The organism is Legionella sheltonii, assembly GCF_026191355.1.
GTDB classification, from domain to species: Bacteria; Pseudomonadota; Gammaproteobacteria; order Legionellales; family Legionellaceae; genus Legionella; species Legionella sheltonii.
In genome coordinates this window covers 62,812-88,558 of record NZ_JAPHOQ010000004.1, presented here as the reverse complement: position 1 = coordinate 88,558, position 25,747 = coordinate 62,812, and the positions used below count along the sequence as shown (strand labels likewise).

The following is a 25,747-nucleotide window of genomic DNA, read 5'->3' as shown; positions in this document are numbered from 1 at the left end:
GAGCAAAAGTGCGGAAAATAACTGCTTTATTGATTTTTATTGGCATGAGCTTATGTACGATGGCTTTTGCCCAAAATAATCCTCTTGAATCGGTAAAGGTAATTCCTTTGCCTGAGGCAAAGTTGCGTTTGGATTTCCAATTTGCGAAACCTCTTAAGCAAGAACCTGCAAGTTTTGTGACCCAAAAACCGGCACGTATCGTTCTGGATTTTATTGACTCCAATCTGCAATTACCTCCCGAGCAGAGGACGAAAGAAATTAAATTAGGTTCACTAAATAACTACAGCATTGTTGCCGTGGGGTCGCGTGTTCGAGCTATATTGGATTTAAATTTCCCTGTACCTTATTCCGGTTCAATTTCTGGAAAAGTTTATACACTGATTTTGAATGGCAAAAGCAACGAGTTATTTCAACCTCCTAAAGAAATTTTAATCACCAATAGACCGGTCAAGACAAGTTATGAAATCAATCATTTTGACTTTCGTGGGATTGAGAGACAAGGCGGCCGTGCAATAGTCGATGTCTCCAATAGCAGTGTTCCAATTGAAGTCGAGGAACGTGGCCAAGAAATTTTAGTTAAATTTTTAAATACAAATATTCCACAGAATCTAAGGAAACGCTTTGATGTTGCAGATTTCCGCAGCCCAGTACAACTCGTTACTTTTCAGCAAGCCGGTAAAAACGCGCACATGGTTTTGTCTAACAAGGGTAATTTTGGTCAATACGTTTATCAAATTAATAAACAATTCATGATAGATGTCTTTCCCTTAACCCAAGAAGAAGCGCAACAGGCTAAAATGAAAAAGAAGGTATTTTCTGGAAGAAGAATTTCTTTGAATTTTCAGAATATCAGCATACGCGCTGTTTTACAGTTATTGGCTGATTTTACTGGAATTAATATTGTCGTAAGCGATAAAGTTCAGGGAAATATCACTCTAAGATTAAATAGCATTCCCTGGGATCAGGCGTTAGATATTATTTTAACCACGCAAGGACTCGCTAAGCGTCAGACAGGTAATGTAATGTTGATCGATTATAAAGCTACTTTTGATAAAATTGAGCAAGATGAACTTAAGAGTCAACAGAAAATTCAAAGACTTGAGCCGGTACGTTCTGAACTTATTCAGATTAATTATGCAAAAGCTACTGATCTTGCGATTTTAATTAAAGACAAACAAAATTCACTTCTATCTGAAAAGGGTAAAGTAAGTGTTGATACACGAACAAATACCATCTGGATTCAAGACAGCGGCACCAAAATCGATGAAGTCAGGGATTTGATAAAACAGTTAGATGTACCTGTTAAACAAGTGCTTATTGAGGCACGTATTGTCGAAGTCACTAAAGATTTTGCGCAAGACTTGGGAATACGATGGGGTGTTTCCAAACCGCCTCATTTAAGTGGTACTTTAGCTGGAGCGAACCAAATGGAGCAGGGGGTTGCTCCTGCAAATGTCGTACCTTTTACAGACCGATTAAACTTAGATTTGGTTGCTGCTCCTGTGACGGGAGCAGTCCCTGCCTCCGTTGGTATTGCCTTGGCTCAACTGGGCGATAATATTTTACTGGATCTTGAGTTATCCGCGTTGGAAAGTGAAGGGCTTGCTGAATTGATATCCAGTCCGAGACTTATTACTGCGAATCAACAACCTGCAGTAATTGATTCAGGACAGGAGATACCTTACCAGCAGGCCACTTCAAGTGGTGCGACTGCTGTAGCGTTCAAAAAAGCGGTATTAAGTTTAAAGGTAACTCCGCAAATTACTCCTGATAGTAAAATACTTATGGAGTTAAAAATTAATCAGGATACGGCTTCACCTCAATTATTTAACGGTGTGCCTGCTATTTTGACTAAGGAAATTCAAACCAATGTCCTTGTTAGTAATGGACAGACTATAGTTCTAGGCGGAATCTATCAGCAAGACAAGAGTAAAACGATTACTAGAGTACCTTTTTTTGGTCAGCTGCCTGTAGTCGGAAATTTATTTAAAAATACCCAAATTGCTCTTAAAAACGATGAATTACTTATTTTTATTACGCCAAAAATAATAACCAATTCATTATCGATTACGACAATTGAAGGCAGAAAATCAATTCGCTTTGATGAAAAATAAAGTTTATTAGCACCGCGTTAATGAGCTCGTTTTTGCGTTTATGCGCTATTCAGAATGAATATTTTGAGTTGCGCCAGGTTTGTTTCAACACAAGCAAACGTAGGCTGGACTGTTAAGCCATTTGTTGAACAATTTTTCTTCGCGAGCTAATTTGTAAATGTTATGGAATGCTGGGCTGAACAGACCATCTTAAACGTGTTTTACGTTTGAGACTAACAGCGTACAACCTCGCAGTCTCATTGATGCGAATGTGCATGCTCCACTTTGCGGATTGAATTTTGAGCACAATGTGTCCAGTCCTGGTTAGATGTTATAGATTAGCTGGGACAATGTTTTTTCCAGCTACGTCCACGGGCAAGCTTGTATTCACGTAAAAAAGGTTTCAGACTATAGGTTTTTTCCAATTTAAATTAATTTTATGATGTACTTAACCCATAAAAGTACACTAAGAAGTGATATAATATAAATGATTCAGAGTAAATAGTTATAAAATATGCTCATTTGTTGTAGAATAATGAGCGGGAATTTCTAACTGCGAAAAATACAGTTAGGATTGAGCCCCAAATATCCCCCACTTTGGCTACTGATCGTATTTTTAGTTTAATGCTAAATGGGAAGTTATTTCGGACTCGATCTTTAATTAATGACATTTCAGTTAAAGAGGTATGTAATAAAAAATGAGCATAGTTAAAGTACGAAATATTTTTCTCATCGGACCCATGGGTGCAGGTAAAAGCACTATAGGTCGTGCTTTGGCAAAGGAGCTCAAGTTAGAATTTTTTGATTCAGATGAAGTGATTGAAGAACGTGCTGGTGCGGATATTTCTTGGATTTTTGATATTGAGGGTGAAGAGGGATTCAGACGCCGTGAACAGAAAGTTATTGAAGAATTAACTCAAAAGACCAACATTGTTTTGGCAACTGGTGGTGGAGTTGTCATCACTCCTGAAAACAGAAATGCATTAGCAGGGCGTGGAACTGTAATTTATCTTAAAACCTCATTACAACAACAGTTCGAGAGAACTAAGCGCGATACAAAACGTCCTTTGCTACAAACGAATGATCTCGAAGGAAGATTGGAATTATTGAGAGACGAGCGCGAGCCATTCTATAATGAATTAGCTGATGTTAGTTTTGAGACAGATAAATTAACGGTCAAAGCAGTTGCAAATAATATAATAAAATATATTTATGGCGAACTTTGAGGTTTTTGATCACGTTGATGTTTCTTTAAGTGAACATCAATATTCCATCACTATTTGTCGCAATGGTTTGCAAAACCTAGATTTTCTGCGAACCATCGTTACGTCTTCACAGATTCTAATTGTTACTAACCAAACGATAGCTCCTTTCTATTTAAAGCAGGTGCAGACTGCTTTTGCGGATATTCAGTGTGATGTGTTGATTTTGAAAGATGGAGAGCAATATAAAAATCAGCAAACATTATTTACTATTTATGATGCATTAATCCAACACAAGCATCATAGAGACACAACACTAATCGCTTTAGGTGGGGGGGTAATTGGTGATATCACGGGATTTGCAGCATCAACTTACCAACGCGGGGTAAAATTTGTTCAAATCCCTACTACTTTACTCGCCCAGATTGATGCTTCCATTGGTGGAAAAACTGGAATTAATCATGCCTTGGGTAAAAATATGATTGGTAGTTTTTATCAACCTCAAGCAGTGATTATTGATTTGGCTACATTAAACACTCTTCCTGAAAGAGAGTTTCGTGCGGGCTTAGCAGAAATGATCAAATATGCTCTACTAGCTGGTGGTGATTTCTTCCAAGTTTTGAGTGAAACCCTTCAGCAGGGGCTAACAGCTGAAAGCCCCCAGTTACCTCAATTAATTGCTGAGTGTTGCCGTATTAAAGCCCAATTTGTTGAAGTTGATGAACGAGAAGCAGGACAACGAGCCTTACTGAACCTTGGTCATACTTTTGCACATGCATTGGAAACTTATACTCAGTATAAACAATGGTTGCATGGCGAAGCGGTGGCAATCGGTTTATATTGTGCCACAGTTTTGTCGTATAAAATGCATTTAGTTGATAAACAATTGGTGGAGCAAGTTGAGCGAATTCTGCATCAAGCACATTTACCCCATAAAATTCCAAGCTCAGTAGACTTGAAAAAACTCATCGAATTGATGCAATCGGATAAAAAAATTAAAAATAACTGCTTAAGGTTTGTAGTACTTAAGAGGCCTGGTGATTGTTATCTTGAATCTGGAATAACTGAGGATTGTTTGTATAATGCACTTGTTTCAGCTGTAAGAGGAGAATAAAAATGAAAGAGGGAATGATTCAGTCTGATGTGGCGGCTGTAATTCAACCAAGAGTATTGTTTAAACCGGGGTCTTGGCTCGCTAAGATTGACTTCATTAATCATTTGGTTCTTTTTAACAACGTGCTCATTACTGTTTTATCTGAGAAAGAGGGCGGTAAAACTTCTTTTAATACTTTGTTGCAAAGTAATTTAGATCAACAAATTAAATCAGTATCTATGACGGTTAAGGCGCCTTGTAATAGAGAAAGCATCATTCGAGAGATTGCAACTCAGCTGCATCTTAATCATGATGAACATACAGACATTAGTGCGTTAGTAGCTCAAATTAACGAACGTAAAGCCCATGTATTGCTCTTAATTGATGATGCGCAACATTTACCAGAGGCTTTAATTAAAGAAGCAATGTTAGCGATAAAGAACCAGGAGAATTTTAGTTTTTTTCATCTTTGTCTGATATCGGACTATTCAATCGTAGCAACGCTGAACAATTTAGTCGCTTCGTTTTTTGAAAATTTAGTACATACAATAGAATTGGGTTCATTGAATGAAAGTGAAACAAGAACCTATGTTTTACAACGTGCTATGGCGGCACATTTGATAAGCAAACCATTAACTGATGCGCAGTTTAAGCAATTTTATCAGTTGACTAAAGGAAATGTCGCAAAAATAAACAGCAATCTCGAACCATTTGTCTTTAAATGTGCAACACAAAAGAAAAAAGAACCACTGAAATGGGTAAAAACAGCAGGCATCGCCGTGAGCGTAGCTTTAATTGCAGGGTTTGTGGGTTTTTACTTTGCTCAAAACTACGATCTTTCATCATTAGAGAACATGAGCAATGCAAGTGCCGTGAAGCAACAAGCACAACCTGAAGTGTTAGTCAGTCAAATTGCCTCTTGGCAGGATTCTTCAATTCGACAATTGGTCTATGCCGCTTTACCCCAAAAACAAGATTTAGATGAATTTAACGATGAAACGCCCAGTGAGACAGTGGCAATTGTGGATAAGGTGGTTGTGATTCCTAAATTGCAAGTAAATAATCCAACGGAGCAAGAAGCAAGAGTTCCCGAATCTGAATTTAAACGGGAGAGCCCTGAATCAGATCTCGCGCGCGAATCAAAAATAGTTGAGATTCCAACAGCAAAACAAAATAAAGCAGAACCCACTCAAGTTCCCAGTTCGAAAAATAATACGAATCTGTACACCATACAAGTTGCTGCCAGCCACAATAAAACAGACATTGAACGTTTCCAGCAGAACCATAAATTACTTGCCCAAGATGTCAAAATAAGACACTTTACGAATGCAAAAGGCATTTGGTACATTCTGACTGTAGGTGAGTATCAAAGCAGAGTTGAAGCACAACGCAGTATCAGCAAGTTGCCAATAAAGTTGACAAAATTAAAACCTTGGGTTAGACCTGTATCCAATCTTGGTTAAATTTGAGAGTTAGTATTCATGTTTGCAAAAGTAAGTTGGGCCTTGGCCCAACAACAGTTACTCCGAAGCTACTTTACTCTCGATATCCACTGAACCATTTTTTATTTTCGTAAAAGTATTAACCCATTTCTATGTTAACTCTTAGCCGCTCGTCGGGCCAATGCCAGCCTAAGCTCGAATGTTGGCAAAGCGATAACCCAGGTTCCGCTATACGTTGGACCCGGATTACAGCAGCTTCATCTTATACATCCGTATTTAATGAGTGGGTTATTTGTTCTATACGTTCTTCAGCGGCTGCAAAGATTTGCTTAAAGAGGTCAAAAAAATCAGTAAATGACAGTTTTTCTAAAGAATGAGCCGTCACACCATGCGGAGTAGTGACACCTGCGCGCAATTGAGCAAACGAACGCCCGGATTTTTTGGCCAGCTCAGCGGCACCTAATACGGATTCTAAGGCAATTTTTTCCGAGAGCTCCTCAGGAATTCCTCTACTTATTGCTGCCTCTTGTAATGCTTCGAGGAAAAGAAAAACATAGGCTGGCGCACAACCAACGGGAGCTGTAAGTGAGTCGATCATGGATTCTTGATTTACCCAAAATGTATATCCCACTTCATTAAAAAGAGTTTCAACCAATCGCTGTTGCTCAGGAGTTACTGAAGGACATGCAAACAATGCCGAGGTTCCTTTACAAAACTCGATTGGAGTATTTGTCATGACCCGAGTAATCGCTAGCTCTTTTTTATTAAGCCATTTTTTCATGCTGTCGATGCCGATTACGCCGGCCAAAGAAATAATTATAGGTTGTTTTTGTTGGATGCTAGGAGCAATTTCCCTACATACAGCCTGCATAAATTGAGGTTTTACTGCAAGAATAAGAATCTCTGCATTCATCATCGCTTGGGTATTGGTTTTTGCTGATAGAACACCTAATTCTTTAACCAAACGTTCGGATTTACTGGGATCACGATTGCTGAATGTTATCGAGCTTGCTGGGTGACCACTTTTAATGAGACCTCGTGCCAAAGCACTACCCAAATGACCTGCCCCAATAATGGCAATGGATTTATTTTTAAACATATTGTCTTATAATTTGAATTTTCTACAAAATACCAAGATGGATAGGGTGATGTCAAGAAACGAGACGAAATCGGTTCTGAAAAATAAATACAATACATTGAATATATTATGTATCCTGTTACACTGAAAATTAAAAAATCAATTCTCCTCTCAGTATTGGTAGGGTATTGATGCTCCAGATTATAGAACCATATTGATTATTACGGACAAGAAATAATAATGACGGACACAGTACAAATACAACAAAAAACTTATGTCAGGTGGCGAGATATTGATGGGTGGAACTATTATTTTTTGGTGAAATTTGCACTTTTATGGGCTGGATATTTAAATTTTCATCCTTTTATTAATTTAGTTTTTTTAGCTTTTTTACTTTTTCCGTTGCCTTCAAATTTCCTTCATCGTTGTCGTAACTGGATCGCCATTCCAATAGGTTTTGTGGTGTTTTATCATGATACCTGGCTGCCTGGAATAAGTACCATTACTGGTCAAGGCACTAATCTTTTTGCTTTTAGCTCTGGCTATCTTCTTGAGTTAGTCAATCGATTTCTTAATTGGGAACTCATAGGTATGGCTTTTGTATTATTAGTAGCATATCTGTTTCTTTCGCAATGGATTCGAATAACCACGTTTACAGTGATTGCACTCACTTGGTTAAACATCATCACGCTAATGGGGCCGTCCATTAATCTTCTGCCCGTACAAAATAGAATGGTTGCTAATAATCAACAAACTAAGGTGGAGACTAACTCAACTAAGTTGGAGAATAACTCAGGTGAAATAGAGCTGAACAGCAATTTGCCCCCAACTAATGAGAATCTTAATGCTTATCTGAATCAATTTTATGCGCAGCAAAAAGGTTTACGAACTATTTTTCCCAGCGCTCTTTCTGCTGATGCTCAGCCTTTTGATATCATGTTTATTCAAATTTGTTCTCTTGCCTGGGCAGATATCGATGCGTCTCATTTAAGAAATCATCCCATATGGAGCAAATTTGATATTTTGTTTAATCAGTTCAATTCAGCCGCATCATATAGTGGTCCTGCAGCGATTCGTTTATTACGTGCGAGCTGCGGCCAAACACCCCATGCTGATCTTTATAAGCCTGTAGCTCCTTATTGTTATATTTTGGATAACTTGGCTAAACTTGGATTTTCTCCGGAGTTTATGCTTGACCATGAGGGATTATTTGGTGATTTTATCGGAGAGATTAAAAAATATGGTGGCTTAGATGATGTATCGATGCTACCGAGAGCAGGTATTTCTCCTGATCTTGTTTCATTTGATGGAAAATTACTTTCAGATGATGGGCAATTACTCGAGCGCTGGCTTAAACAACAAGACACGTCAGAACAAAAACGCAGTGTTACCTATTACAATGAAATTTCTCTCCATGATGGCAATACTTATATTGGCAATAATACACCTGCACCTTATGCACCGCGGGCGCAAAGACTTTTAGATCAAACAATGAACTTCTTTACTGCATTAGAGAAAGCAGGTCGTAAAGCAGTGGTTGTCTTTATTCCCGAACATGGAGCCAACCTTGTGGGTGATAAATTACAAATGCCAGGCTTACGTGATATCCCCAGCCCGAGTATTACGCACATTCCTGTTGGAATTAAATTTATTGGTTTGAAAACAAAGCCAGCCCCAATTCAAATCAATGAACCCAGTAGCTATCTAGCTGTTTCAGAGTTAATGGCTCGCTTGGTTGATGGAAAGTTATTTAATCAGGATAATGTTAATTTAGAAACAATAACAAAAAACTTACCCCAAACAGCCTTTGTTTCATCTAATGAGGGCGTTACTGTAATGAAATATCAAGGCAAATTTTATATTTTATTAAAAGGTGACAGTGATTGGGTGCCTTATCCTGAGTGATTTTCTAATATCATTGTGTTTCTTAGGTGAACGTCAGTGCTTTTTTCTCACGGCAGAAATTTATCTGGATTTCGTCAGATGACTCAATATGTAACTCACTTTATCTGAAATTAGAATAGGGTACTAAGGGGATGATAGGCATGTCCATATCCCCCATCCATCCTTCAAATGAATAACGAAGGAACAGAGAGAGATGGCTTGGAGTATAGTCTGTTGAGCGTTGAATATCTACCATTCCTCCGACTACAAAATGTGAACCAAGTCGACGTTCTATCAATGCAAGCAAAGAATAACCATAGCCCGTACCATTACCACCTGTTTGGATGGAGTTTTGTGAACTGTTAAAATTTGGAATAAGGTTTGGTAATGGGTATGCCAATAGATTTTTAGTAGTATCATACGACCAGGTTACAGTGCCACCTAATTCATAAGACCAGTTTGCTGTTCGTTTGCGGTAATCAATTGGAATGGTGAACGACAAGTAGAAATCTGGGCTAAAATATCCTGCTTGCCCAAGATTAAAACCGTATAGGTTTTTATCATAGTGCCAAACCATATTATTGAGTCCAATGATAAAACGGCGATTGTCTTCATTGATGAGTTTGTAATAATAACCATCGATAAGAAGAATGCGCTGATTCGACGGTACATTTTTCCCAGTTAATTCACTGCCAATGATATTAGCCCACAAACCGTTTGCTTCACCCCGATCATAACTTAGTGATAAGGTAAGTCCTGTGGCTACAACTCCTCCCCATACGACTCCTGTATTTGGATCTTTTGCACCTGCAAAAGAAAGTAACGAGTTGGTCATGGGGCGTTGTGACGCTGTGATTGTCCAGCCAATATGATTTATTTCACCGCTGTAATTGATACCACCAATGAAATTATTCACAGGGAATCCTATCGGGGTTGCGCCCGCATCGAATCCCCAAACCCGATTTTGCCATCCTCCATCAAAGCTGACTCCGTTTGTTTTTTGCGCTATGCCGGTTGAGCAGCCGTTAATATTACACGTTCCAAAGTCGTCAAAATACAAGCCATTAACTGTAGTAAAACTTCCTGCACCCAAACTAACCGTATCCGTTCTAAAAAATGCGCGTCCGTTTGCGTAGCCCCAATCTGCTTGGGCTATGGTATCTTCAGCCCGTAGATCAGAGGTTCCAGCGTTACCTGTTAGCCGCCAGTAATCTTGATCGATTGTAATGCGTGTTTCTTGTTGTTGATAAAGAAGGCCTGCATCAGACCTAATGCTGCGTTTAAGCCAATCGTCTCCTGCTTGATTGCGGGTCAATAAAGTATAATAATCATTGCTGGCAGGCCAAACCGATGTAATATCACTTTCAACCATCGCTTTTTTGTAATCTTCTTGAGCCAGTTTAGGCATACGAAGTTGAGTCTCTAAACGTGCCGCATCACGAAATATGAGGGCGCTATCTTGACTAGGGGCGGCATTGACATTTTCTCGTTTAAGCCGATTAAAAATAGGTAATGCTTTTTGTGGATAGCCTACTGCATTCCATGCATTTGCTAATCTTCTTTGCATGTTATAATTGTATGTTAATTTTATTTTTTGCTGTTCTTCCAGCAATTGATGGGCTTTTTTCTTGTCTCCCATAGCAATTAGCGATTCAATAACCCCCAAGTTGGCATCAGTATTAAGTGGTTCATGGGTTTTGACGTCCTGATAATAATTCAAGGCTGCTGTAAATGCCCCATCATTAAAAGCCCAATCAGCCAAGGTTAGCTTGATGGGTGTAGTTTGGGTTTGATGCATTAAATAGGCGATTGCAGCTTGTTTATCTCCATCATCTCGCAATTTTTGTGCATGTTGTAAAATCAATTCGGTAGTCAGACGTTGTGCCATTTGACGCATGCCTTCATTCCATTGTTTTTGCGGAATGGTATGAAGTTGGTCCAGTGCTTGTTGTAGCTTGTCGATACTTGATAAGTAAAGCGCATAAGCATATGCCCGAGTCGGATCTTTTGTTTGTTTCGAGTTCAACTTCTGAAACAGGTCATTTGCTTTTTTAAAATTGCCTACATGATTCAATGCTAATGCGAAATGGTAAGTTAACCATACATCATTGGGATCGAGGTTTTCTGCCTGGCTGTACTTTTCGATTGCTCTTTGCCATTGATTTTTTCTGGCAAATTGATCCGCTTGCTCTTGTAGCATGGAACTCTCTAAACTGCGTCGCGCATCATTAAATTTACTTTTCAAATCGTCCGGTAAACTATTGAGGTAATCCAGTGCTTTTTTCAAGGATTGACGTTTATAGATTCCTAAAAGTCCATAAACGGCGCTACTCTTACCAGGACTAACGAGCAAAGCTTGTTTGTATGCTTTTTCAGCATCAACAAAATTTTTGCGAGCAAATGCTACTTCACCTATTCCAACCCAAGCATAATAATTTGTGTGATCCAAGAGAATGGCCTGCTGATATTTTTTTTGCGCCAAATCCATATTACCTGTTCGAAATGCGGCATCTCCACTGGCTACCCATAATCCTGAAAGCCTTTCTTTGAGTCCATAAGTCCAATTGTCTTGATTGTTATTGTTAGAATAAATTTTATGAAGATTTAAAAAATTATAGAGTGTTTGCAAATGGTTGAATGCATTTTGACGCTCTGTAGGAATGTAGGAAACGAGGCGCCAATATTCAGAACTTAATTCCAGGGTGGGGAAATCACCATGGAAAAGCGCATCATATTGAGCTTTTGCTGAACTCAGATGCCCAGACAGTGCCATTATTCTTGCTTGCTGGAGTTTTTGTTTGGCGGTAGGCTGAGTTAGAAGTAAACTCATATTGGCTTGTTTGTAAGCTTCTGAATTAGGTGCTTTTTGTTTTAATTCATCAAGCAATTCCTCCGCTAAAACCAAATTTTTTTGTCTTATTGCAAGCCTAATCCGTGCAGCGAGAACCTCGGGATCATTAGGAGCGATTAATTGTAATCGCTCCAGTGAATTCTTAACAAAATCATCCCGGTAATAGGTTTCGCCCCAAATGACTTGATCTAATAACATTTGTTTCGGGTTAAAATCGTCAGCAACAGCTTTAAAAGCTATGAAGCTAAACAATAATAAACCGAATCTGCCTCTAGACATTAGGTAATCCAATTATTTTGTCGAATTATTTCTTTAGAACTCTCAACCCCAGGCTGATCAAATGAATTAATATTCCAAATCACGCCTTGAACAAAAATTTTATGCTCGTATAAAGCAATCAATGAGCCAAGAGTTCTTGGAGAGCAATCGTTCAAACAGAGAAGATTTACGGGTATTTCCCCAGGAATATAACTATGAGGATTCTCGCTATGATTCCCGCCTTTTGTTAAAACTTCCTTGTGGGCTCGACATATTTTATTGATTACATCGTCATCAAAACTACGAAGACAAATTAAATCAGCTGCAATTTTATGAGTTCCTTGGCACAACAGCTGATAGTAACTGTGTTGCGCGTGATTACCTAGTCCCCCCCAAATGATGGGGCCTGTTGCATAATCTACTCTACGGCCTTGTTTGTTTATCGACTTTCCATTACTTTCCATGTCCAGTTGCTGGAGATAAGGAACAAAGTGTTGTAAATCTTGGGAATAAGTCATAACCAGCAAGTTATTAATGTTTAAAAAATTAATATTCCATATACCTACTAGAGCCATAAAAACAGGTAGGTTTTTTTCAAAATGCTCAGTGCAAAAATGCACATCCATGCTGTATGCTCCGTTAAGGATTTCTGAAAAATTATCAAAACCAACGGCAATACAGGAAATTAAATTAATCGCTGAGCAGAAAGAGTAACGCCCTCCAACCCAATCCCAGATGGGGAGAATCGTTTCAAAACCCATTTCTTGTGCTTTTTTAACCTGTGACGTGATTGCAATAAAATGCTGATTGAAATAGTGATCCTGGTTAATCCACGACAAAGCCTTTTGGAAATGAGATAAGGTTTCTGGGGTGGTAAACGATTTCGAGGAAATAATAAATAGGGTGGTCTCAGGATTGAGTTTCGCAGTAGCACGTGAAAATGCATTAGGGTCAATATCGGAGATAAAATGAAAGCCTAATTTGTCAGTGACGTAATCACTTAATGCATTAATACAAAAGAAAGGGCCAAGCATGGAACCACCAATCCCTATATTAACGATATCAGTAATAGGTTTTCCGGAGTAACCCAGCCATTCTCCGTTTCTAATTTTTGTGGAGATATCCTTCATTGTGTTACGAACCTTAACTACCTCAGGAATCACGTTATGTTCATCAACCCATATGGCTTTATTTTCTGGGGCACGAAGAGCTGTGTGTAAGACTGGCCTATTTTCTGTGTTGTTAATGGATTTTCCACTCATCATGGCATTGATATGTTCATGCAGATGACATTCATTCGCAAGCTCAAGAAGTGAATCCATAATCTGGGCATTAACATGTTGCCCGCCGTAATCCAGAGTAATATTGTCATTGGATATAAAATGATTTTTTATTTCTGGATTATGATGAACGTATGTTTTGGCGAATTTTTCGAGTTTTTTCCAGGTATTCATTTTTGTAAGCTGTTCCATATATATATCTCAATCAAATTAGGGACGGTTTCCCTTTCTAATACCTTGGCCAAACGGTCCTGATTATTTTCCGCTCTTCACCACTGGGTGCATGCTGCGCTTCGGTATTGGAAAATCAAGCCATTTTGGTTCAAGCTAACGAAAAGTAAACAAGCCCTGTCTAGGCTAAAAGCCATTTGGAAAATTTTTCTCCCTCAGTTGGATGCTCTTTTCCTAAATCTACATTAGCTTTTAGAAAACCGAGAACGCTCCCGCAGTCGTAGCGTTTTCCATCATAGGGTAGAGCCAATACGGTTTCTTTTTTTAGCAAACCATTAATTGCATCAGTTAATTGAATTTCTTTATGCTCCACATGAGGTAATTTTCTGATTTGTTCAAAAATACCTGGGGTAAGAACATAACGACCTACAATGGCAATATTTGATGCAGCAAGATGCGGTTTAGGTTTTTCTTCTAAATGATGAATACTTAAAAGGTTCTTATCCCACTCTGCACCTTGAATAATACCATAACATTCTGTTAATTCCTGAGGGATACTTTCTACCGCAACAATACTATGACCATATTGCTCATACATGTTCGTTAATTGTTGAATCACTGGTGTAGTGCTCGACATTAAATCATCGGCAAGAATGACAGCAAATGCTTCATTGCAAACGATTTTTTCAACACATAAAACCGCATGTCCTAGTCCAAGGGGTTTTGCCTGGCGTACATAAAAACATTCCATGTCAGAAGGTGTAACTGATTGTACGATGGATAATAATTCATTTTTATCATGGAGGCGCAGTTCATTCTCCAATTGATAAGCTAAATCAAAATGATCTTCAATAGCACGTTTGTTATGGCAGGTTACGAAAATCATTTGCCGAATGCCTGCTGCATAAGCCTCTTCAACCGCATATTGAATCAAAGGCTTATTAACTACAGTTAACATTTCTTTGGGGGCTGTTTTTGTAGCCGGTAAAAATCGAGTTCCTAAACCGGCAACGGGAAATACTGCTTTGCGTATTGGTGGAAATGTTGCATTCATTGTTAATCTATCCATTTAGTAACAATTAATATAGATTTTACAAATTAATTTTAAGTATGCACTTAAAATTAATTGAATTATATAGTTTTTTATCAATTTTTTGATAAAAGTATTTATGGATTTAGAAAAGGTTGATGTATGTATTCTCTAGATTGGTTATATGCTTATGGATTACCAAAATCTACGGCTTATTTTAAATTTACTCCTGAAGACTTCCAAGTAAATGAATTTTTTGATAGCCCATTTTCTGGGGCAGGGGAACATATTCTCCTTAAAATTGAGAAAAAAGGGGTAACAACCCTAGAAGTAGTTAAATCAGTAGCAAGACTATTGAAAAAGCCAATCAAGTCAATTGGCTATGCGGGATTAAAAGACAGGCAAGCATTAACCACTCAATGGTTGAGTATCCATGCTCCTGGTGAAGAAATTCCAGGAGTTGCGCAACTTGCAGGGCCTGGTTGGTGTGTTTTGGAGTGCATTCGTCATCATAAAAAATTAAGACCAGGCTTTCTAACGGGAAATCATTTTCTTGTACGTTTGCGCGAAATTTCCCATAAAGAAGACTTGTTAGAGCGTATCGATCGCATTAAAGAGAAAGGTGTTCCTAATTATTTTGGCGAGCAACGATTTGGTCGAGATGCAGGTAATTTGTTAAAAGCAGAAGAAATGCTTGTTCATGGCTATAAAGTTAAGGATCGATTTCTACGAGGGATGTATTGTTCTGCCGCACGTTCATGGATTTATAATTTAATTTTATCTCGTCGTATCAGAGAGCAATGTTGGGATATACCCTTGCCTGGTGTAATCTAGGTCTGGTAATCTGGAACAAAATTCAGGAAAAATAAGAGCTATTCCGAATTGGTTTATTAACTCCTGCTCTCACAGAATGGCTTATCCACAAGTCCATAGGCCAGTAGAGCCTTCATCGTCTCGGATAGGCCTGTGGACCCTGTGGGTAAGCCATGACACACCGAACTATGTTTTAGAAACCGTACTAGGGTGTCCGAAATACACTTGAGCTGGTGTTAAATATCCAAAAGACTGATGGAGTCTTCGGTTGTTATAATATTCAAAATACTCAGCTAATTCCAGCTCTATCTCTTCGATTGTTTCGAAATCATACCGATAGAGTTTTTCTTGCTTAACACTGCGCCATAAACGTTCTATGAAAATATTATCGAGGTATCGGCCGCGCCCATCCATACTGATAGAGATTTTGTGGGCCTTCAAGGTATTGATCCAATCATTAGACGTGAACTGAGCACCCTGATCGGTATTAAAAATATCACACCGCCCCTGTAATAACGCGTTTTTTAGCGCCTCTACACAAAATTCTGCTTCTAATGTTGGGGACACCGCCCATTGAAGCACATACCGACTATACCAGTCCATGATGGCAACCAAGTAAACATGGCCTCCCTTCATACGCACGTAGGTAATATCAGCAGCCCAGACCTGATTAGGCTTAGTGATATCGATGTCACGTAATAGATAGGGGTACACGGTGTGCTCTTTATTGGGAACGCTTGTATTTGGCTTTGGGTAGACGGTTTCTAATCCCATAGCCTCCATGAGTCTCTTGATGCGTCGTTTACCAACAGGATAGCCAACTTCAAGGGACAACCATTGTGCGCGCTTCACTTTACCTTCACATGGATACTGGAGATAATGCTCGTCTAACAGCGCCATGAGCCGCTCGTCCTCTGCTGATATAGGAGACGCTTTGTAATAATAACTGGAAATACTCAATCCGAGTAGCATGCATTGTTCTCGGATTGATATTTCAGCGTTGCTATCAATCAGCTTACGCTTTTCATCCAAGCTCAGTGGCAGTCTTTTTTTTTAACCATGATAATTGGGCTTGAAGTCGACCAATTTCCTCATACAAAGCACCAACAAGCTCGGCTTGCTCTTTTTTATCCTTATCATGAGAATTGGAAAAAGCATCTGAAATAGCCTGCAATGCTGTTTGCTTCCATGCTTTAATTTGGGTAGGATGCACACCGTATTCGCTGGTCAGTTGAGCCTGAGTCAATTTTCCTTCAATTGCCGCAACTGCTATCTTTGATTTTTTTGATGCCGTGTAATAGTTTCTTTTTTTGCTCATTCTATTCTCCTCTGTTACTTAGAAGAATAGCTCTTAAAAATTACCTTTTTTCGTCCAAAAAACCGCGCCTATATCAGTGATGTGATGCAGCTTCAAGGATCTAACAGTATTTTTGTTATTGATAATGTAGACAATGAACTGTTACAAAGGATTAAAAATAAAGATATTTCCCCCGCAAGTCCTTTACCAGGGCAAAGCAAACATAAGATAAAGCATGAGGCGTTGGATTTAGTTAATAAAATTTATCATGATTGGCAGCCATGGATAACAGGGTTAGAACATTATGGTTTGGAGGAAGATTGGCGCGCAAATATCCTGCATGTAGAACAGTTTACTTGTCTCATTAAGGAAAATACCGCTGAACTGTCTTTTAGTTTGCCTGCAGGCTCTTATGCTACTGCTGTTTTACGTGAGCTAATTCGCTATCAAAACAGATAATTTAGGGGGCAATCGATAAAATATCGTCTTTGCTTCATTTCATTTGTAAAGACGGTGTTTTTTCATTTTGTAACAAAAGTCTACTGTCCAATCAATACGAGTTTTATGTAGATTCTCTCCATACCAACTATACTTTTCTTTATAGCAAAGATAGATGCGGATGTGTTCAATGATTAATGAACAGTTAAAAGTTGCGATAAAGCAGGGGAATCTGGAGCAATTTAAAAAATTAATATTGAATGTAGAGGATGAGGATTTTCTAATTTTTGATGAAGAGGGCAATACGCTAGCGCATCTTGCTGCAATCTACGATCAACCTGAAATTCTGCAAATTATTATAGATAGGGCTGAGGAACTGAATAGCCCAATTTTGAAGACTTCTAATGACAATGGGTTCACTCCTCTAGAATGTTCCTATATCTATTCATCATCAAAGACCAAGCCGTTATTAGAATCAAATCCACAATTAAGTGACTCAAGTAAGCTGGTTGTTGCAAAAAATTATGAACAACTAAAGAAGGTATCTCCGTTTGGCTTTCGTAAAGAAGGACTAAATAAAATTACTATGGTTGCAAGCGCATTGGATGCAACCGCTTTAACTATTCTTTTGGGCATCGCAAGAACTCCTGAAGTTTTACTTCATCATCAAACTAAAAATGGTTGGTCCGGTGTCCATTTTGCTGCATACAATGATCGATTAGATGCAATTCAATTATTTCCTGAACAATTCGCAATCGAAGTCACCGATAATCAAGGCAATACTCCTTTAATGATTGCCGCAGGGAGAGGGAATTCAAAAATTATTGACTACTTGCTTGCAAAAGGCGGGAATCTGCATCAAAAAAATAAGCAGGGGGAAAATGCAGTTTTTCTTGCTGCTGAACAGGGACAATTAGACACACTTAAATTTTTGGATAAAGAGAGTGCTGAGCTCATGGTTATTAATGACAAGGGTGAGAATGCCTTAATGGCAGCTGCTCGCAATGGACATGCCGATTGCGTAGAGTTTCTCTTGGCACGAAATGTTCCTGCCGATCTTCAAAATAAGCAAGGTAAAACAGCGTTCCAATTTGCATTGGAAGCAAAAAAATTCGATATAGCCGATTTGCTTGTCACTCATAGTACGGCCCAGGAACAAGAACTGGCTTTGTTTGATGCAGTAAGACGAGGGGATTTAGCGACGGCACAATGGTTAGTAGAGCATGGCACTTCTCTATCCGCGACAAATGAAAATAAAATGACCCCAATGCTGTTGGCAGCAAGTTTGGGTTATGTATCATTCGTTGATTATTTCATGGATCAGGATCCTACTTCTATTCATGATAAGGACAGCGAAGGAGATAACCTGTTTTTTGTGGCCATAAAATACCGGAATACTTCTCTTGTGAAACATCTAATTGCTCGAGGTTTATTTTCACTAGAAGATAAAAATGCTAAAGGGAAGACCCCCTTATTAGCAGCTGCTGAAGTGAACTCCGGTAAACTCGTTAAGTTTTTCCATCAAAAGGGTTGCTCCTTGGATGCCCGCGATGAAGAGGGAAATACTGCTTTTCATTTATTAGTGGCTAAAGGGTATTTAGGAAATACGATGGAATACCTGCTAAGCCACAGCCCAGCTTTGATTTTAGAAAAAAATAGTAAAGATGAATCCCCTCTGCACACAGCAATTAGGCTGAAACAAAATGATGGATTAGCGGAAATGCTGCGTTTAGTTACCTCTCAGCCACACATAAAAATGCAGTTGATTGAAGCACGAAATGATCAAGGTAATACGGCTTTATTGTCGGCTATTGAATCGCAAAATTCAGTAGCAATATCTATGCTTATGGCAGCAAAGGCAGATGTTTTGGCCAAAAACAATAAAGGTCAAACAGTGATTTCTATTGCTTACTTGCATGCACTTCCCCAGGAGTCCGTAACACGTTTTTTTGATGCATATCAGATTGATTATTGGGAGTATTACAATCGACGCAGACTTTATTTCATCTTTGGCGGAGAAAAACTGATTCAGTTTCTTCAATTCCCTAATGCAGAGATCAAATTTGGTTGGGGTTTATTCGATGAAGGAGTAGCGGTTCTTAATGACTATTTAAAGAATTTTATCCAGGAGAAACATCCGGAGTATTCTGAGCGGTTTGGACAACTATTATTGGCATTGAATAAACTTCAATCGGACTCCACGGCAGTTGATATATTAAGTCGGTTGGAGCGTGAAGATATGGCTTTTCAGGCAACTGGTTTTACTGGGCACAGTGTACTTGCTACGTTAAAAAATATGGCGGATGGAAGTATGAAGTTATCACTTGCTGAACGTGGTGCGCGGGTAGGGGGAGCTCCTTTTTTAAATGATGAAAAAAAGAAATTTGCGGCTATCCGCTCCATTATTGTCCCAGTAGAAAAACGTCAGGGGGTGATTGAGCTTTTGGCGCAAGCCAAAAATGAACCCCAGGCAAAGGGACTCGATATCTTATTTAAACAAATACCTGAGTTTGTGGGAGAACCCTATCAGTTTTCTAATATTTACCAGAAGAAATTTTTAGATATTTGTTTTTATAGTAACCCCAAAACAGGTTTATATGAACAATTTATTGAGATTCTTGGGGAAGAAGGTGGGAAAGCTTTTTACAAAGAATTTGAGATTTTTATGCGAGAACAAGAATTAAAGAAATATATAGAGTATCGCCAGCAAAATCATCCCGATGAAAACGTACAAGAAAATCCAATTATTGTTACTGCGCAGGAACTTATTGATAAAAGGCAGGCAGCATTGCCTGCTTCACCAAAGACTGGTTAAGAAAAGCAGACATTTTCCATTTTAAGCTGAATTCCGAGGCATTATTTATAATAAAAAATCAGCAGATGAATCAGAACCTTACACTAGAGATAAAATTGATTTTTTTGCGAAAGCAAGCTATGTTTTAAATGGGTGAATCCAATTTATACACAGTTTGTAGAAGGTATAACATGAAGAGTCAGATGTCAGATCTTCATGGACTGAAATCTCTTAGGCTTCAGGATGATTTGCACGTACTGAGTCGAATATATTCTTTACCTCAGTTAGGTTATGTAGATATTTCAAAACAACAAATTATTACCGAAATATTAGAACGTTGGTATATATTAAAAGAATTTAGTGACATAAGCTCAAAAAGATAACATAGGACAAAAGCATGCCAGTAATTGCGCTACAAGGACTCCGCGGTGGAGTAGGTGTGACTTCGATTGCTGCTGGGTTGGCTTGGGCTTTACAACAGTTGAATGAATCAGTATTAGTAATCGATTTCACAACAGATAATTTGTTGCGCTTGCATTTTAATATGCCATTTGAACAAAAAGAAGGGTGGGGGCGTTCATATCTGGATAAACATGACTGGAAAGAAAGTATCCACTCTTATAACCATCAGTTGAGTTATTTGTCTTTTGGGAAAATAACTCAAGCTGAGCGAGTTGAATTGGAAAATAAACTGCAAAAAAATCCATTTTTTTGGCAAAAAAATATAGAGGATGTATTGGCTAAAAATGAGTACCGTTGGATTTTGCTTGATCTGCCATCTGACGATACATTATTGACCCAGCAGGGCTTGGATAGCGCCGATTTTGTATTCTTGTTGTTAACCCCAGACATTAATTGTCATACTCGTTTGCATCAGCAAAAAATTCCGAAGCATTGTTATTTTTTAATTAATCATTTTTCCCCCGCTAAGTCATTACAAAAAGACCTGTATCAATTGTGGCAGCGGGTATTGCCCAATTTTTTACCAATAATACTACATAGTGATGAAGCAATCGCAGAGTCACTTGCTGCCAAAAAGCCAATTGGCGAATTTCATGCTCATAGTCTTATTGCCAATGATCTCAGTGAATTAGCCAATTGGTGTATGAACAATGACTCTAGGGATGCATAATGAGTAAAGTCTTGTATTTGTTCTTATCACATAATGGATACAAAAAAATTGAGAAAACTTATTATCATTTTCATCAGCATAATACCTCGCTGTTCACTACGATAAGTATTATTTTATTACAAATAACCAGCTGGACTTTTTTAAGGTTGGAGTCTCCCAATTGGCAAGGGGTACTTAATAACCATCATTTTTGGTTCCCTCATATTTCAAGAAAGCATCCACGCGCCGGAGATATCGTTCGTTATTTAATTCAAGGTTTATGGTTTATTTTTTTCTATTCAGAACGCAAAAAAAATACCCGTTTTTTAGAGCGTGGTCTTAATTATTATTATTCCTGGATAGAAACGCTTCCTTATAAGATAGAAAGCAACCGAGCAACGAAACGAACAGCGATGAATTTTGAACGCACAAGCAGAATTGTACGGCGTATTTTGTTTATCGTACTCAGTATTCTTTCAGCCATAATATTGTTGATTTGTATTACCCAGCCTTTTAAACCAATTGCTCAATTTATCTTTGTAGTCCTGCTCTGGGTGATGGCGATGAGCATTCGTAAAGCGCCTGGACACGTGTGTACGATTATGTTAGTTGTTCTTTCTGTAATTGTTTCATGTCGTTATCTATGGTGGCGCTATGCATATACCTTAGTATGGGATGATGTACCCAGCACGGTATTCGGAAGCTTACTTATCTTTGCAGAAACCTATATTTGGTTGGTTATGATATTAGGATATTTTCAAAGTATTTGGCCATTACATCGTAAGCCTGTGCCATTGCCTTCTGATCATTCTGTGTGGCCTAGTGTCGATATCATGATCACTACTTACAATGAAGATTTGAGTATATTAAAACCAGGAGTTTATTCCGCTTTAGGCCTGGATTGGCCAAAAGAAAAGCTGAATATATATATTTTGGATGATGGCAATCGCCCTGCATTCAAAGCATTTGCTGAGGAAGTAGGGGTACACTATATAGCGCGTCCTACCCACGAACATGCAAAAGCAGGCAATATTAATTATGCTTTAAAACGTACAAGTGGCGACCTAGTGGCAATTTTTGATTGTGACTATGTCATTACCCATCCTTTTTTGCAGTTAACTGTTGGGTGGTTTTTAAAAGATCCTAATCTCGCAATTTTACAAACGCCTCATCATTTTTTCTCACCTGATCCCTTCGAACGTAATTTGAAATCCTTTCGAAAAACCCCAAATGAAAGTTCGTTATTTTATGGTGTGGTACAGGATGGGAACGATACCTGGAACGCAACTTATTTTTGTGGCTCAAGCGGTCTCATGCGACGTTCTGCTTTAGAAAAAATTGGTGGTTTGGCAGTAGAAAGCGTTACTGAGGATGCTCATACCTCATTGCGACTTCAACGTCTTGGCTATAACTCAGCTTATATTCGTATTCCTTTAGCGGCCGGCTTGGCAACAGAAAGCCTTGCAAACCATGTTGCCCAGCGTATCCGTTGGGCACGTGGTATGGTACAAATTTTACGTATGGATAATCCTTTATTAGGTAAAGGATTATCCTTAGGACAACGTCTTTGTTATTTTAATGCGATGTTGCATTTTCTGTCTGGGGTTCCTCGTTTAATTTTCTTCATTACCCCTGCGGCATTTTTGGTTTTGAATGCTTATGTAGTCTATGCTTCTGGAGTGATGATTTTGCTTTATGCCATACCTCATATCGTACATGCAGTTTTAACAAATGATCGAATTCAAGGCCGATTCCGTCATTTTTTATGGAATGAAATTTATGAAACGGTAATGGCCTGGTACATTGCTGTCCCTACCACCATGGCTTTAATTAACCCACGTAAGGGAAAGTTTAACGTAACCCCCAAAGGGGATATCAATGTAGAAGAGCATGTAGATTGGATAACAGCACGACCTTATATCGTCTTATTATGTATTAATATTGGAGGTTTAATCGCGGCTGCCTTTCGTTTGTCAGTTGATCCTGCCGCAACAATTCTTGCGGTGCTTATTACTTCCATCTGGTCTATATATAACATTGCTATTCTTGGTGGGGCGTTGGGTGTAAGTATTGAAGCCAGGCAAAGACGGAGAGCACCTCGGGTAACATTTGTTATGCCAGCAGCAATTATGCGAGCTGATGGTCATGTGTATCAATGTACCCTGCGAAATTATTCGGATAAAGGGGTAGGAATACATATGCAAACTGAAGGTTTGTTTCAATCCGGTGATGAGATAACCCTTTTACTCAGACGTGGTGATGATGAATTTGCTTTCCCAGGAACTATTGCTTACACATTTCATCATCAAGCAGGAATTCAATTACATGAGTTCTCCCTTAGACAAAATATTGATTTCATTCAGTGTACATTTGCTCGTGCAGATGTTTGGACATTATGGCAGGAAGAGTTTGGTCAGGATAAGCCGCTGAAAAGTATGCGTGATGTATTTGTTCTGGACTTGCGTGGTTATTACGATATCATAGAATATACACCAGCTAGAGTTCGTAAGATGCTCATAAGCTTTACTAATGCAATTATTTGGATGGGAACATTCCTCCCTCACAGGCCTAGATTAAAGAACCATCCTTAAGCATGGGTTATTGGAATAGAATATAAAAACTAATGGATGAGATAATGATAAGAAAAATAATCTGGATTGTTTTACTGATCATAGCGGGAGCTAGTATTCCTATGCAAGCTGCTTCTGCGGCATCAGCAAATTCCATGCAAGCGGCCCAGCCCATATTATCAACCACTACCAATACTCCAACACGTACAATCCATTTATATTTTAATAATTTAAATCAGCAACAAGGCAACTTTACTTTAGGGAATTTTACTACTGGAAAAAATATAGAATTCACGGTGCGTAAAGATGAGCTGATATCCCAAGCGGTATTACATCTGCAGTTTATTCCTTCGCCGGCGCTTATTCCTTTATTATCGCAACTCAAAATATATTTAAATGAAGAGTTGGTCACTGTTATTGCAATTAGTGACGAACAACTGGGTAAATTAAATTCTGTGGATATCCCTATAGATCCTCGTTATGTCAGTGATTTCAATCGTCTGAGACTGGAGTTTATTGGCCACTACAAATCAATTTGTGAGAATCCAGCACACAGCTCAATATGGTTAGATATTGATAAACTCAGCTCTCTTGAATTGACGTTTCAAACATTACTCGTGAAAAATGATCTATCCCATTTTCCAGAACCTTTCTTTGATCCATTAGATAGTAATCCATTAAATCTTCCTATCGTGTTTACTAACCAACCCAGCTTGATGCAACAACGAGCCGCAGCAATTTTAACCTCATGGTTCGGGAGTAAAGCCTTATGGCGTGGAGCGTCTTTTCCAGTCTTGTTGAATCAACTTCCTACAAGGAATGCTGTAGTATTATTCACAAACCAACAAAGACCTGATTTCTTGAAAGATTATAAGACTGTAAATGCCCCTACCGTCGAAATGATTAGTCATCCCAATAATCCTTATATCAAATTACTGTTGATTTCAGGGCGTGATGAACGCGATTTATTGACTGCCATTCAGGGTATAGTGCAAGGTAATGTTCTTTTTAGAGGAGCTCGTGTTACGGTTGATAACGTAAAAATGCTTGAACATCGCCAGCCTTATGACGCACCCAACTGGATTCCTACTAATAAACCAGTAACTTTTGCAAAATTAGAAGAATTTGAAGGACAATTGCAAACAAAAGGATTTACCCCTTATCCCGTTTCACTTCGATTTAATGTGCCTCCTGATTTGTTTGTTAATCAAGGCAGAGGCATTGATTTACGTTTAAAGTACCGTTACTCAATTCCCCCAGCTGCCAGCATGTCACAATTGAATATTAGCTTGAATGGTTCTTTTGTGAAAAGTTATCAGTTGGAGTCGCACCAGGAACATACTTTTTCTGATAATATGGCCGAAACAAGTCAAAGACTCTATATTCCAGCACATTTAGGAGCACACAACCAATTCACTTTTGATTTTGCTTATGGGACTCAAATTGCTGGAGGAATGCAAAATGAACAATGCATTACCTATCAGGTTATTAACAATTCAGGGCTTATCGATCGTTCTTCCACTTTGAATTTATCTAATTATTCTCATTTCATTACGATGCCTAATTTAAATGCTTTTATGAGTTCAGGCTATCCTTTCAGTATCCTGGCTGATCTCTCGCAAACAATAGTGTACATTGATCCGCAATCACATCCTGAAGCGCTAAGCACCTTATTGAATGTTATGGGTAATATTGGTGCAGCAACAGGTTATCCTGTTCTATCGATGACTTTGACAGATGATTGGTCTCAGGTTCAAAATAAAGATGCAGATCTTTTAATTATCGGGTCTTTACCCAAAGAGCTTAAAAATAATGAAGATCTCAATTTGTTAATCAATAAAACACAGGATTGGATTAAAAAACCTCTAAATAACAATGCGATGCCTGATATACATCGCGAGACTCCTTTCAGCATTGCTGAGAGTAAAACTACGATGAGTGCCATGGGTTCTTTGGCAGCAATTCTCGGCATTCAATCCCCCTTTAACAATAAACGCAGTATTATTATTCTTTTGGCAGAAAATCAGCAGGGCTTTGAATTACTCAATAATGCACTATCTAACAATAAAAATGTTGATAAAGTCTTTGGTTCGCTCGCCGTAATTCGTAATTCTGGAATTGATAGTTTCAGAGTAGGCAAGACCTATCATCTTGGCTATTTACCATGGGTAGAGCGTTTTTGGTTTTCATTGCAAAAACATCCCATCAATTTGGCGCTTTTGTCTCTTTTGGCTGCGATATTAGTTACCTTTTTGATTTGGAATGGTTTGGCAGTCATTAATCGTCGTCGTTTAAATGGTAGTCAACAGGATAAAGCGTGATTTTTAAATCAAAAATTAAAA

Annotated in this window: 17 protein-coding genes and 1 pseudogene; 12 read left to right on the top strand and 6 right to left on the bottom strand. The window is 38.5% G+C overall.

Annotated features, from left to right (window positions below; all coding sequences use genetic code 11):
- Positions 1-8 precede the first annotated feature (8 nt).
- The 4 genes from pilQ to OQJ26_RS05565 all read left to right on the top strand — a co-directional run bounded on the left by pilQ (position 9) and on the right by OQJ26_RS05565 (position 5,851).
- Positions 9-2,114: a type IV pilus secretin PilQ gene (gene pilQ / locus OQJ26_RS05580; protein ID WP_265702906.1), complete on the top strand. Its 2,106-nt coding sequence runs from the start codon at positions 9-11 to the stop codon at positions 2,112-2,114.
- A gap of 677 nt (positions 2,115-2,791) precedes the next feature.
- A complete protein-coding gene (aroK, locus tag OQJ26_RS05575; RefSeq protein ID WP_010653139.1) occupies positions 2,792-3,319 on the top strand; it encodes a shikimate kinase AroK in 528 nt (175 codons plus the stop codon).
- Entirely contained in the window at positions 3,306-4,409 is a 1,104-nt protein-coding gene (gene aroB, locus OQJ26_RS05570; protein ID WP_265702905.1) for a 3-dehydroquinate synthase, read from the top strand. The genes aroK and aroB overlap by 14 nt, the downstream gene beginning before the upstream one ends.
- A 2-nt stretch (positions 4,410-4,411) precedes the next feature.
- A complete protein-coding gene (locus OQJ26_RS05565; protein ID WP_265702904.1) occupies positions 4,412-5,851 on the top strand; it encodes an SPOR domain-containing protein in 1,440 nt (479 codons plus the stop codon).
- Positions 5,852-6,092: 241 nt separating this feature from the next.
- Here the strand turns inward: OQJ26_RS05565 and proC are convergent, their stop codons facing one another.
- Positions 6,093-6,929: a pyrroline-5-carboxylate reductase gene (gene proC / locus OQJ26_RS05560; protein ID WP_265702903.1), complete on the bottom strand. Its 837-nt coding sequence runs from the start codon at positions 6,927-6,929 to the stop codon at positions 6,093-6,095.
- 219 nt (positions 6,930-7,148) lie between these two features.
- Between proC and bcsG the strand changes: the two genes are divergently transcribed.
- On the top strand, positions 7,149-8,813 hold the full coding sequence (gene bcsG, locus OQJ26_RS05555) for a cellulose biosynthesis protein BcsG (RefSeq protein ID WP_265702902.1): 1,665 nt from the start codon (positions 7,149-7,151) through the stop codon (positions 8,811-8,813).
- A gap of 100 nt (positions 8,814-8,913) precedes the next feature.
- On the opposite strand, the gene bcsC is transcribed toward bcsG, so the two are convergent.
- The 3 genes from bcsC to galU form a co-directional block, all read right to left on the bottom strand.
- On the bottom strand, positions 8,914-11,922 hold the full coding sequence (gene bcsC / locus OQJ26_RS05550) for a cellulose synthase complex outer membrane protein BcsC (RefSeq protein WP_265702901.1): 3,009 nt from the start codon (positions 11,920-11,922) through the stop codon (positions 8,914-8,916).
- Complete coding sequence (gene pgi / locus OQJ26_RS05545; RefSeq protein ID WP_265702900.1) at positions 11,922-13,373, bottom strand: glucose-6-phosphate isomerase; 1,452 nt, start codon at positions 13,371-13,373, stop codon at positions 11,922-11,924. Before pgi ends, bcsC begins: the two co-directional genes overlap by 1 nt.
- A 160-nt stretch (positions 13,374-13,533) precedes the next feature.
- Positions 13,534-14,406: a UTP--glucose-1-phosphate uridylyltransferase GalU gene (gene galU, locus OQJ26_RS05540; RefSeq protein ID WP_265702899.1), complete on the bottom strand. Its 873-nt coding sequence runs from the start codon at positions 14,404-14,406 to the stop codon at positions 13,534-13,536.
- A 138-nt stretch (positions 14,407-14,544) separates the two neighbouring features.
- On the opposite strand from galU, the pseudogene OQJ26_RS05535 reads away from it, so the two are divergent.
- A pseudogene (locus tag OQJ26_RS05535) lies at positions 14,545-15,207 on the top strand (tRNA pseudouridine(13) synthase TruD); the annotation flags it as partial.
- Positions 15,208-15,381: 174 nt separating this feature from the next.
- On the opposite strand, the gene OQJ26_RS05530 reads toward OQJ26_RS05535, so the two are convergent.
- Complete coding sequence (locus OQJ26_RS05530; RefSeq protein ID WP_082650874.1) at positions 15,382-16,227, bottom strand: IS3 family transposase; 846 nt, start codon at positions 16,225-16,227, stop codon at positions 15,382-15,384.
- Positions 16,220-16,513 carry a hypothetical protein gene (locus tag OQJ26_RS19520; protein ID WP_065235619.1) on the bottom strand — a complete coding sequence of 98 codons (294 nt, stop codon included), beginning with the start codon at positions 16,511-16,513 and terminating at the stop codon, positions 16,220-16,222. Before OQJ26_RS19520 ends, OQJ26_RS05530 begins: the two co-directional genes overlap by 8 nt.
- A gap of 39 nt (positions 16,514-16,552) precedes the next feature.
- On the opposite strand from OQJ26_RS19520, the gene truD reads away from it, so the two are divergent.
- The 6 genes from truD (at position 16,553) to bcsB (ending at position 25,726) form a co-directional block, all read left to right on the top strand.
- Entirely contained in the window at positions 16,553-16,951 is a 399-nt protein-coding gene (gene truD, locus OQJ26_RS05520; RefSeq protein ID WP_416209947.1) for a tRNA pseudouridine(13) synthase TruD, read from the top strand.
- A gap of 169 nt (positions 16,952-17,120) precedes the next feature.
- Positions 17,121-19,745, top strand: coding sequence for an ankyrin repeat domain-containing protein (locus OQJ26_RS05515; protein ID WP_265702898.1), 2,625 nt, complete (start codon positions 17,121-17,123; stop codon positions 19,743-19,745).
- Positions 19,746-19,915: 170 nt separating this feature from the next.
- A complete protein-coding gene (gene bcsR / locus OQJ26_RS05510) occupies positions 19,916-20,107 on the top strand; it encodes a cellulose biosynthesis protein BcsR (protein ID WP_265702897.1) in 192 nt (63 codons plus the stop codon).
- 14 nt (positions 20,108-20,121) lie between these two features.
- Positions 20,122-20,856, top strand: coding sequence for a cellulose biosynthesis protein BcsQ (gene bcsQ / locus OQJ26_RS05505; RefSeq protein ID WP_265702896.1), 735 nt, complete (start codon positions 20,122-20,124; stop codon positions 20,854-20,856).
- Complete coding sequence (gene bcsA / locus OQJ26_RS05500) at positions 20,856-23,426, top strand: UDP-forming cellulose synthase catalytic subunit (RefSeq protein ID WP_265702895.1); 2,571 nt, start codon at positions 20,856-20,858, stop codon at positions 23,424-23,426. Before bcsQ ends, bcsA begins: the two co-directional genes overlap by 1 nt.
- 44 nt (positions 23,427-23,470) lie before the next feature.
- Positions 23,471-25,726, top strand: a complete 2,256-nt coding sequence (bcsB, locus tag OQJ26_RS05495; RefSeq protein WP_265702894.1) for a cellulose biosynthesis cyclic di-GMP-binding regulatory protein BcsB — start codon at positions 23,471-23,473, stop codon at positions 25,724-25,726.
- Positions 25,727-25,747 lie beyond the last annotated feature (21 nt).